The organism is Thermoanaerobaculia bacterium (genome assembly GCA_035260525.1).
Taxonomy (GTDB): domain Bacteria; phylum Acidobacteriota; class Thermoanaerobaculia; order UBA5066; family DATFVB01; genus DATFVB01.
This window is the reverse complement of record DATFVB010000363.1, coordinates 1-10,364: the sequence shown is the minus strand read 5'-3', so window position 1 is coordinate 10,364 and position 10,364 is coordinate 1. Positions and strand designations below refer to the sequence as shown.

Annotated in this window: 9 protein-coding genes; 2 read left to right on the top strand and 7 right to left on the bottom strand. The window is 69.2% G+C overall.

From position 1 onward, the window contains the following. On the top strand, window positions 1-1,160 hold a 1,160-nt coding region (locus tag VKH46_17275), incomplete at its 5' end, for a membrane dipeptidase (GenBank protein ID HKB72586.1). After that, on the top strand, window positions 1,157-3,154 hold the full coding sequence (locus VKH46_17270; protein HKB72585.1) for an amidohydrolase family protein: 1,998 nt from the start codon (window positions 1,157-1,159) through the stop codon (window positions 3,152-3,154). The genes VKH46_17275 and VKH46_17270, both read left to right, overlap by 4 nt. Here VKH46_17270 and VKH46_17265 read toward each other — a convergent pair whose 3' ends face one another. The 7 genes from VKH46_17265 to VKH46_17235 all read right to left on the bottom strand — a co-directional run bounded on the left by VKH46_17265 (window position 3,155) and on the right by VKH46_17235 (window position 9,693). Next, complete coding sequence (locus VKH46_17265; protein ID HKB72584.1) at window positions 3,155-3,508, bottom strand: hypothetical protein; 354 nt, start codon at window positions 3,506-3,508, stop codon at window positions 3,155-3,157. A gap of 450 nt (window positions 3,509-3,958) precedes the next feature. Beyond that, entirely contained in the window at window positions 3,959-4,966 is a 1,008-nt protein-coding gene (locus VKH46_17260; GenBank protein HKB72583.1) for a polyprenyl synthetase family protein, read from the bottom strand. A gap of 197 nt (window positions 4,967-5,163) precedes the next feature. Further along, window positions 5,164-5,661: a YajQ family cyclic di-GMP-binding protein gene (locus VKH46_17255; GenBank protein ID HKB72582.1), complete on the bottom strand. Its 498-nt coding sequence runs from the start codon at window positions 5,659-5,661 to the stop codon at window positions 5,164-5,166. A 36-nt stretch (window positions 5,662-5,697) separates the two neighbouring features. Continuing rightward, window positions 5,698-6,378, bottom strand: coding sequence for an outer membrane lipoprotein carrier protein LolA (locus VKH46_17250; protein ID HKB72581.1), 681 nt, complete (start codon window positions 6,376-6,378; stop codon window positions 5,698-5,700). Then, window positions 6,375-7,967: a bifunctional phosphoribosylaminoimidazolecarboxamide formyltransferase/IMP cyclohydrolase gene (gene purH, locus VKH46_17245; GenBank protein HKB72580.1), complete on the bottom strand. Its 1,593-nt coding sequence runs from the start codon at window positions 7,965-7,967 to the stop codon at window positions 6,375-6,377. Before purH ends, VKH46_17250 begins: the two co-directional genes overlap by 4 nt. Next, window positions 7,924-8,511 (bottom strand): hypothetical protein, encoded by a 588-nt coding sequence (locus VKH46_17240; GenBank protein HKB72579.1) that lies wholly within the window; start codon window positions 8,509-8,511, stop codon window positions 7,924-7,926. Before VKH46_17240 ends, purH begins: the two co-directional genes overlap by 44 nt. A gap of 39 nt (window positions 8,512-8,550) precedes the next feature. Next, a complete protein-coding gene (locus tag VKH46_17235) occupies window positions 8,551-9,693 on the bottom strand; it encodes a saccharopine dehydrogenase C-terminal domain-containing protein (GenBank protein HKB72578.1) in 1,143 nt (380 codons plus the stop codon). Window positions 9,694-10,364: the final 671 nt, after the last annotated feature.

The following is a 10,364-nucleotide window of genomic DNA, read 5'->3' as shown; positions in this document are numbered from 1 at the left end:
CCGCGCGGAGGGACGTTGAGCCGCGAAAAGATGCGTCGATGAACCGGCGTGAGCTCCTCGGTCTCGCCGCGGCTTCCGCGGCCGCGGCGGCCGCCGGGTCCCTTCCCGGCGCGGCCGAAGCCGCTTCTGAGATTTCCTCGGGCCGCGCGCGGCGCCTCTGGATCGACGGCTGCGGCGAAGCCTTCGACGTGGACGGGAAATTTCCGCCCGGGGAAGCGGCGCTGGCGGCGCTCGCCGCGTCGAATCTCGCGGCCGTGAACTTCACGGTCGTCGGGCCCGGGGCCGATTTCGAGAAGACGGTGCGCGCGATCGCGTTCGTGCAGGGGGCGGCCGCGCGCCGTCCCGACCGGCTCCTCGTGGTGCGCGGCATCGCGGACCTCGGCCGCGCCGCGGCGGAGGGGAAAGTCGGGCTCATCATGGGCTTCCAGACGACCGGGATGCTCGGCGACGACCTCGGCCGCATCGACGTCTTCGGCCGGCTCGGCGTGCGGATCATGCAGCTCACCTACAACGATCGGAGCCTCTACGGGGACGGCTGCCTGGAGCCGTCGGACGCGGGCCTGTCGCGCCTCGGCCGCCAGGCGGTCGAACGGATGAACGCGTCCGGGATCACGGTGGACGTCAGCCACTCCGGCGACCGGACGACCCGGGAGGCGATCGAGGCGTCGGGCAAGCCGATCGTGATCTCGCACGCCGGATGCCGCGCGGTCTTCCCGCATCCCCGCAACAAGGAGGACGCGGCGCTGAAATCGCTCGCCGGCCGCGGGGGCGTCGTCGGCATCTACCTGATGCCCTTCCTGTCGGCCGGACCGGGCCCGATCACGCCGGACGACCTGTATCGCCACGTCGCGCACGCGCTCTCGATCTGCGGCGAGGACCACGTCGGGATCGGGACGGACCAGGGGATCGAGCCGATCGCGGATACGCCCGAGTACCGCAAGGCGCTCGCCGCGGAAGTCGAGACGCGTCGCAAGGCGGGCGTCGGCGCGCCGGGAGAAAGCGCGGACCGGCCGCCGTTCATCCCGGAATTCAACCGCGTGGACCGGTTTTCGAGGCTGGCCGACGATTTCGCTCGCCGCGGGATGCCGTCTTCGGTCATCGACAAGGTGCTCGGGAGGAATTTCGAGCGCGTCTTCGAGGAAACCTGGAGGGAAAGTTGAGAGTCGCGATCCTGGCCTTTCTCGCGGCGGTCGCCGCCGCGTCCTCGTCGGCGGCCGCGGGGCCGGACCGGTACACCGTGCTCCTCTCGGGCAACCGCGCCGGCGAGGAAACCGTGCTTCGGCTTCCTTCGGGCGAGCTCGCGATCCATTTCGAGTTCAACGATCGGGGACGCGGGCCGAAGATCGACGAGCGGATCGCGCTCGACGGGCGCGGCTGGCCGGCGTCGACCGACGTCGCCGGCAACGACTACTTCAAGGGGGCCGTCGCCGAACGTTTTCGGCGGCAAGGGGGAAAGGCGCGCTGGCAGAGCGACGTCGAGAAGGGGGAGGCGGCTGCCGATGCCGGCTTCTATCTCGCCTTCAACGGCGCGCCCGCCGAAGTCGGCCTGCTCGCGTCCGCGCTCCTGCGCGCGCCCGGGCTCGCGGCGCCGCTCCTCCCCGAGGGGCGCGCGTCGATCGAGCCGGCGGGGGAGCGGACCGTCCGGAAGGACGCCGAGAGCCGCGCCGTCTCCCAGTACCTCCTGACCGGGATCGACTTCGCTCCCTTGCGCGTGTGGCTCGACCGCGACGGCTCCTTCTTCGCCTCCGTCAGCCCGTGGCTGACCGTCGTGCGCGAGGGGTGGGAGGGTTGCGTCGCGGATCTCTCGGCCGTGCAGGAAGAATCGGCGGCCCGGCGTCTGAAGGAGCTCGCTTCGAAGCTCGCGCATCGGCATTCCGCGATCGCGTTCACGCACGCCGCGCTCTTCGATTCGCCGGCCGCGTCGATGATCTCCGGGACGACCGTCGTCGTTTCCGGCGGCCGCATCGCGGCCGTCGGCCGGGACGGCTCGGTCCAGATTCCCGCCGGCGCGGAGGTGATCGACGCGGCCGGCAAGACGCTGATGCCCGGGCTCTGGGACATGCACGTGCACCTTTCGTCGGCCAACGACGGCCTCCTGGACGTCGCCAACGGGATCACGACCGTGCGCGACATGGGAAACGATCCCGACGCCCTGCTCTCGTGGAAGAAGCAATTCGACGAAGGCGCGGCCGTGGGGCCGCACGTCGAGCTGGCCGGGCTCGTCGACGGAAGGGGCCCGTACACGGCGCCGATCAAGGTCAAGGTCGACGACGAGAGGGAGGCGAAGGCCGCGGTCGACGATTACTTCCGCCGCGGATACGCGCAGATCAAGATCTACAGCTCGATCAAGCCGGAGCTGATGCCGGTCATCGCGCGACTGGCGCATGCACACGGGATGCGGGTCTCCGGCCACGTGCCGGCGTTCATGACCGCGGAGCAGTTCGTGCGGGAAGGGTCCGACGAGATCCAGCACATCAATTTCCTCTTCCTGAACTTCCTCTTCGACACGGTGAAGGACACGCGGACGCCGGCGCGTTTCACGGCGGTCGCCGAGCACGGCGTCGAAATCGACCCGTCGCAGGAGAGGGTGAAGGCGTTCCTCTCCCTGCTGAAAGAGCACCGAACCGTGATCGACCCGACGCTCGTCGCCTTCGAGACGATGTTCGTCGGAAGGAAGGGCGTGGTCTCGCCGGCCTACGCCGCGATCGCGGACCGGATGCCGGCGCAGGTGCGGCGAGGCTTCCTGTCCGGCAGTCTGCCGATTCCCGCGGGAAAGGAGGCGCTCTACCGCGAATCGTACCGGTCGATGCTGCGGATGGTGAAGGCGCTCTTCGATCGCGGCATTCCGATCGTCGCCGGGACCGACGACCTCGCCGGCTTCTCGCTCGCCCGCGAGCTCGAGCTCTACGTCGAAGCGGGGATTCCCGCGCCGGACGTGCTGCGGATCGCGACACTCGGCGGCGCCCGCGTCATGAAGCGCGACCAGGAGCGCGGCTCGATCGAGCCGGGCAAGATCGCCGACCTCGCGCTCGTCGACGGCGACCCGACCCGGCGCATCTCCGACGTTCGCAATGTCGAGATCGTGCTCAAGGACGGAGTCCTGTTCCGCCCGTCGGAAATCGACGCGGCGATCGGGGTGAAGCCCGCCTCCTGATCAGTCGCCGCGGACGGCGGTCGCGAGCCCCGCGAGGGCCTCGCGGGCGGCGGCGCAGAAGGGGTTCCCGCCGTCGTATCCCGCCTTCGCGATGATCTTCTGGTAGAGCGCGATCGCCGCGTCGCCGTCGGAATAGCCGATCTCGCAGATCTGCGCGAGCGTGAAGAGCACGTCGAGGCTTTCCGGCTCGATCGACCGCGCTTTCTCGCAGAAGACGCGCGCAACGTCGAACCGCTCCTCGTCGGCGGCCATCCGCGCGCGCTTCAGGTAGAGGTCGACTTCCGCCGAGCGGTCCGAGCGAGGGGAGAGCGTCCTCAGGCTCGCGAGCTTCCCGGGAAGAGGTGTCGTTTTCATGGGCTCCCGTCCGACATTGGCTTCCGTGCCGCCGCGTCCGCGGCCCGCCGATTTTCAGTGTAGGGCAATATTGCCGAACGTCAAGATTTTTCACGCATTTCGCGAAGATTCGCCGAGAGCGGGTTCCCGACCGGGCAGCCTTCGATCGGATCCCGAAGGGTGATCGAGAAGTCTGAGGACGCCGCTCGACGTCGAGCCGCCGGCCGGCCTGTCCGCGCCCGCCCGGCCTTCGCCCTCCTCCGCAAATGCTTCCGGGGCCCCGTCGCGACAAGTCGCCGGGGCCGGGGCACGAGGATCACGGGGTCATTTGATTCGAGAGTGAGGCGCGGCGAGGCGCGAGCCCGGCGGGATGCGGACAGACGACCGGCGGTGAAGGCGTAGTGGTGAACCGACGTCGAGCCGCCGGCCGGCCTGTACGCGCCCGCCCGGCTCGATGCATCGCCGCGCCCGCTACGAGGCGCGTTCGACGAGGCCCTCGGCGGCGAGCATCAGCGCGGCTTTCGCCTCACAGTCCGGGAAGGTCGAGAGCGGCTCCCGGGCGGCGCGGGCGTTCTCGAGCGCGAGAGCGCGCGTCCGGGCGACCCCCTGGTACCTCTCGACGATCGCGAGGATCTCGAACGGTGACACGCTGTCGAACTTGCGTTCCTTCAGCACGCGCGCGACCTTCGCGCGCTCGGCCGCCGTCGCCTCCGGGAGCGAGAGGATGAGCGGCATCGTGAGCTTGCCCTCGCGCAGGTCGGAGAGGACCGGCTTTCCGACGACCGATTCCCGGGCCGTGTAGTCGAGGAGATCGTCGATCAGCTGGAACGAGACGCCGAGCCGGCGGCCGTAGAGGGCGAGCCGTTCGGAGGCCGCGTCGCTTCCCTCGGGAGCGAAATGGGCCGGGATCCGGCACGCGGCGGAGAAGAGCTCGGCGGTCTTGCGCCGGACGATCGCGAGCGCGCCCTCCGCGTCGAGGTCGACGTCTCCCTCGCGCTCGAGGCCGATGATCTCCCCCTCGATCATGGCGAGCGTGGTCTGGGAGAGGATCTTCAGGATCGTGAGATCCCCCTCCTCGAGCGCGACGCCCATCGACTTCGTGTACAGGTAGTCGCCGAAAAGGACGGTCAGGTTGTTGCCCCAGAGGGAGTTGACCGACTCGCGCCCGCGCCGGAGCTTCGCCTCGTCGATGATGTCGTCGTGCACGAGGGTCGCGGCATGGATGAACTCGACGACGGCCGCGTACCGAACGTCCGTCGTCCCTTTGTCGTACCCCAGGAGCTTGGCCGAAAGGAGCAGCAGGGCCGGCCGGATGCGTTTTCCGCCGCCGCTCCGCAGGTAGTCGCCGATCTTCGAGATGGTCGCGACGGGGGAGTCGCAGAGCCGGATCAGCTCTCGCTCGACCTCGGCGAGCTTGGGGGCGATCAGGTCGTAGGAGCGGCGGAGCTCCTCCTCGCGCGGACGGGCAGCGATCTTCATGCGCGAGCGAATCTTACATCGGGCGCGGCACGGGGCGGCGCGCACCCGCGCCGCTCTCCTATTCTCGGAAGGACCCGGAGGCGACGCGAGAGCCGAGCGAGACGGGATGCGGGTCGTCCCCGCGCCGTCCCGAGGCGTACGTCGACGGCGGCGCGGGGCGGCACGCGCCGTATTCGCTCGAGCTATCGCGCCGCCCGCTACCGGTAGTTGAGGAATTGCAAAGGCAGCCCGAAATCGTCCCCCTTCAGCAGCGCGATGACCGCCTGCAGATCGTCTCGGCTCTTGCCCGCGATTCGCACCTGGTCGGCCTGGATCGAGGCCTGCACCTTGATCTTCGAATCCTTGATGGCCTTGACGATCGCCTTCGCCTTCTCCGTCGGGATGCCCTGCTGGATCTTCACGATCTGGCGGACGGTCGCGCCGGCCGCCGGCTCGACCTTCTGGAAGTCGAGCGACTTGACCGCGATCCCGCGCTTGACGAGCTTCGTCTCGAGGATGTCGACGACGCTCTTCAACTTGTGCTCGTCGTCGGAGGTGAGCGTGAGCTGAAGCTCCTTGTCATTCCACTCGATCTTCGACTTGCTTCCGCGGAAGTCGAACCGGGTCGCGATCTCCTTCGAGGCCTGCTGGACGGCGTTCTGGACCTCCTGGAGGTCGACCTTGGAAACGACGTCGAACGAATTCTCCTGCGCCATGGGATCCCTTTCCGACCCGCCGGCCTCAGCCGCGGGTCACGGCTCGTTCTCGATGATCCGGGTTCCCGCCGGCGGGTGGATCGCGAAGGCGGAGACGTCGCGCGGAGGCTCCGTCCGGAACGCCTCGAACCGGAACTCGGTGCGATCGCCCGCCGACGACTGGAACGACAGCGAAGCGGGGGAGCCGTCGGCCGCCAGCCCGAGCCGGATCCACGACACCTCCGAATCCGGGTCCCGCGGGGTGACGAGAATCGAAGCCGCTCCCGGCCCCTGTTCGAGGTCGAGGGTATTGCGCTTCCGCAGCTCGTCGGCGCTCTCGAGGAAGATCAGGGGGAGCTGCGCCCGGTCGTCTTCCGTGAGCGCGCGCACGGTCATCTGACGGTCGGCCGGCGAGTAGAACCGCGCGACTTTGCCGTCGAAGGCGAACGTCTTCTTCGGAGACTCGTAGTCGAACCGGAGGTTCTCGGGCGCCTGGACGACGAGCACGCCGCTCTCCTTGCGCGACTTCGTGAACCCGGCGGGCGTGAACGTCTGGACGAACGACGCGACGTGAGCCTTGCCGTCCTGGAAGTATCGGGCGGCGCGAGCGAGCTCCGCCCCCGGATCGGCGGCCCCGGCGGAGCCGGCGAGCAGGAGCGCCGCGGCGATTCCCGCCGCGGCGACCCGCGCGCGTCTCGCCGACGCGACCCATGCGCGTCTCGCCGACGCGACTCTCAATGCCGGAAGTGCCGTCGCGGAGCGAGCAGGAAAGCCAGTTTCCTGTCGTCGGCGGCGGCGACGATATCCGCGTCACGGATCGACCCTCCGGGGGCGACGACCGCGGTGACGCCGGCGTCGGCCAGGAGGTCGAGCCCGTCGCGGAACGGGAAAAACGCGTCGGAGGCGGCGCTCGTGCCGTTGACGGGGAGGTCGGCCTTCATGACGGCGAGCCGGCACGAATCGACGCGGCTCATCTGGCCGGCGCCGATTCCGACGGTCTGACGCGCGTTGGCGATCACGATCGCGTTCGACTTGACGCGGCGGGCGACGGTCCAGGCGAGCTCGCAGGCCGCGCGCTCGATCGCGAGGGGCTTGCGCTCCGAAACGACGCGCCATGCGGCCGGATCGTCGGGCTCGTTGTCCTGCTCCTGGAGGAGCAGGCCGCCGCCGATCCTCTTCCAGTCCACGCCCCCGTCGGGGCCCTGGCTCACCGGGAGGCGGAGCAGGCGGATGTTGGGCTTCTTCGCGAACGCGGCGAGGGCGTCTTCGGTGAAATCGTCGGCGACGACGGCCTCGACGAAATGCTGCAGGACGAGCGCGGCCACGGCGCCGTCGACCGTCCCGCGGATCGCGATGATGCCGCCGAACGCGGCGAGAGGGTCGCACGCGAAGGCGCGGCCGAATGCCTCGAGGACGTTGTCGCCGACGGCGGCGCCGCACGGGTTGTTGTGCTTGACGATGACGGCGGCGCTGCCGCGAAGGTCGCGCGCGAGGCGCACGGCGGAGTCGACGTCGAGGAGATTGTTGAACGAGAGCTCCTTGCCCTGCAGCTGGCGAAACCCGATGAGCTCGCCCGGCGCCGCCGCCCGGTCCCGGTAGACGGCGGCGCGCTGGTGCGGGTTCTCGCCGTACCGGAGCGAGGCCTGTTTCTCGAACCCGAAGAGGAGCGTCTCAGGGAACGGGTCGCCCCCGGAAACCTCGCGCGAGAAATAGTTGGCGATCGCCGAGTCGTAGAGGGCCGTCCGCGCGAACGCCTTCGCGGCCAGCCGCTCCCGGCTGGCCGGCGCCACGGCTCCGGTCGCGCGGATCTCGGCGAGGACGGCGGCGTAGTCGCCCGGGTCGACGATCACCGCCACGCGGGAGTGGTTCTTCGCCGCGGCGCGGATCATCGCGGGGCCTCCGACGTCGATCTTCTCGATGGCGGCCCGCCCGCGCGCGCCGGCCGCGATCGCCTCTTCGAACGGGTAGAGATTGACGGCGACGAGCTCGAACGGAAGGATTCCCTGGGCGGCGAAATCGCGCGCGTGCCCCGCATCGGCCGGGTCGCCGAGGATCCCGCCGAAGATCTTCGGGTGCAGCGTCTTGACGCGGCCGCCGAAGATCTCCGGGAACTCGGTGATCTCCTCCGCTTTGGTCGCGGCGATCCCGCGCTCGGTCAGATGCGCCGCCGTGCCGCCGGTCGAGACGATCTCGATCCCGAGCTCCTGCAGCGCCTGCGCGAGCTCCGCGATGCCGGTCCGGTCGGAGACCGACAACAGGGCCCGGCGGACCCGGACCGGGCCGCTAGCGGGGAGCGCCGGGGACGTCGTAAGGTCCGTTTCGTTCATCGATTTCCTTCGCGGGCCGGGCGTCGCCGCCCGCTCCGGTCCAGATGGCCCACAGCAGGTTCGTCTCGTCGGCGACGATCCGGGAGGCCGCGGCGTCCGGGGCGCCGCGCGTCCTGTCGAGCTCTCCGCGCGCGGCCCGGATCGAGCGGGCGGCCGGCGCGGGGTCTCCGGAGGCGCACGCCGCGGCGACCCCCGGGATCCGGTAGGGCCCCGCGCTCGCCTTCTCGAATTCCTCTCCGCCGGCCGGCGCCTCGGCCGAGAGCACGCCCCCGATCAGCGCGCCGGTCCTCCGGATGACCTCCGAAAACGGCGTGCGGGAGAGGATCGCGCGCGAGATCCCGCGGGCTTCGCGTTCGAAGTCGGACGGCGGCGGACGCCTCGCGGCGTCGCGCACCCCGGTCAGGTATTCCCGGCGGTAGTTCACGATCATCGCCGAGAGATCGGGGGGAGCGCGGCGGGTCCCGGCGATCGCGAGGTTCAACGCCGCGCGATCGGAGCCGGCGAAGCCGGTCGCGGCGAGGAACAGGGTGGCGGCGAGACGCATCGGGTCGGCATTCTAACCCGTTCGATCCGGCGGACGCGGTCACGGGACCTCCACGACGCGTTCGCGGAAATCGATTCCGCGCGCGCGGAGCTCGGAGAGCAGCCGCCGCGACGCGTTCTCGTTCCTCCCGAGATGCTCGAGCGCTCGGATTCCCGGGTCGGCGTACTCGCCCGAGGCGAGCATCCGCGCGACGATCGCGCAGGGGAACCCCGTCGTGCGCGCCATCGAGGTCGTCCCCGTCGCGGGGTCGGTCCGGTCCAGCAGGTCGAAGACGTGGCGGCGGCGTGCACGGTCCTTCGCGCCTTCGGCGACGACGCGGAGCACGGTCAGCTCGGCGGCGCCGGCCGGCAGCTTCCACGCGGCAAAGAGGAGGCGCTCCGTGACCTCGCGCGGAGAGACGGGCACGCCGCGCACCGGAATCGGCTTTTCGTCGAAGAAACCGGTCTCCCGGAAGACGCGCATGAGCTCCGCGTGCCCGGGATAGCGCATCGTCTTCTCCTTCATGTCGCGGGCCGGAACGGTCGAGAGCACTGTGCGGAGCCCGTCCGTGAGGAAGGCCTCGAGCGTGCCGATGCCGTCGAAGTCGACGCTCTCCACCTCCGAGAGGGCCGGCTTGACGACGAGGCGGCCGTTCTCGACGACGCGCGCCGGACGCGTGTACTCCTCGATCACGTCGGTCGCCGAGAAGACGATCGCGTATTCGTACGGCCATCGCCGGGCGGCGGGGAGGCCGCCGACGTAGATCGAGAGGCTCTCGATCTCGTCGAGCTGCGCCTGGGCCCGCCCGGCCGCGAAATTCGAGAGCCCCGGAGAGACGCCGCAGTCGACGACCGCCGTGACGCCCTTCTTCCGCGCCTCGTCGTCGAGATCGAGCGGGTCTTCCGGCGAAAACGAGATGTCGGCGATCGGCTTTCCGGCGGCGATCACCGCGCGAAGCATGTTCCTGCCGAGGAACCCGGGCACGGCGCCGACGACGACGTCCGCGTCCTCGACGGCGCGCGCGATCTCGTCGGCCGAGGAGAGGTCGGCCGGCGCGGCCGCGATCGCGCCCGACTCCCGGATCCGGGCGAGCGTCTCCTCCGCGCGGTCGTACACCGTGACGGAGAGCTCGGGGTCCGCCGCGAGATCGCGCGCGATCACGGCGCCGACGAGCCCGCCGCCGAGAACGGCGACGTTCTTCATGCGCTTGCGATTCTATGCCGAGGGCGAGAAATGATGAGAATTGATCTATCTATGCACGAGTCGGAATTTCAGGATCGTGACGTCGCGACGGGCCAGTTTTTTTCGTTACAAGGCGACAAAGAGAGGTAAACGACGATGGGACGAAAGCTTTTATCGGCTTGTTCTTCTTCCTGGGTTACTCGGAGCCTTCTCGGTAGCCTTTCTCGCGATTTCTGGAGCCAAGCGTGCCGACGCTGGAATGAGCCACGCGTTCGTTCGCTACTACTACGACGATGCTCAGCACACGAATGAGGTTGGCGAGTGCTATAGTCCTTGCTTCGAAGTCGGATGCGAAATGGTCTGGGGTGTTCGTACTTCATATTACAGTGTCGTTGAGGACAGTCGCTTCTGTGTCTACGGTTGCGACGATCCACCATGTGGGTATTCCCCAGTCCCGCCCGGAAATGAGGACGACCCTGACCATAAGCTAAACCGCTAAAAAACATGGCCCGCCGCGATACTCGATTCGAGCAACGGCACCGGCCCTGTGGCGGGGGTGCCCCGTGATTACGTTCGTGACGTTGTTCCTTGGATTGACGGCCGGAACACAGCGCATATCCCTGATAGCTGATCACGGAGTTAAAGCGGTTCAGATTACGATCGATGGGACGAGTCTGAGCACGCTGCCCGCA

Excerpts from the sequence above, each read along its gene's own strand:
- VKH46_17265 (HKB72584.1), bottom strand. The coding sequence starts at position 3,508 with ATGAAAACGACACCTCTTCCCGGGAAGCTCGCGAGCCTGAGGACGCTC.
- VKH46_17255 (HKB72582.1), bottom strand. The coding sequence starts at position 5,661 with ATGGCGCAGGAGAATTCGTTCGACGTCGTTTCCAAGGTCGACCTCCAG.
- VKH46_17240 (HKB72579.1), bottom strand. The coding sequence starts at position 8,511 with ATGCGTCTCGCCGCCACCCTGTTCCTCGCCGCGACCGGCTTCGCCGGC.
- VKH46_17235 (HKB72578.1), bottom strand. The coding sequence starts at position 9,693 with ATGAAGAACGTCGCCGTTCTCGGCGGCGGGCTCGTCGGCGCCGTGATC.
- purH (HKB72580.1), bottom strand. The coding sequence starts at position 7,967 with ATGAACGAAACGGACCTTACGACGTCCCCGGCGCTCCCCGCTAGCGGC.
- VKH46_17260 (HKB72583.1), bottom strand. The coding sequence starts at position 4,966 with ATGAAGATCGCTGCCCGTCCGCGCGAGGAGGAGCTCCGCCGCTCCTAC.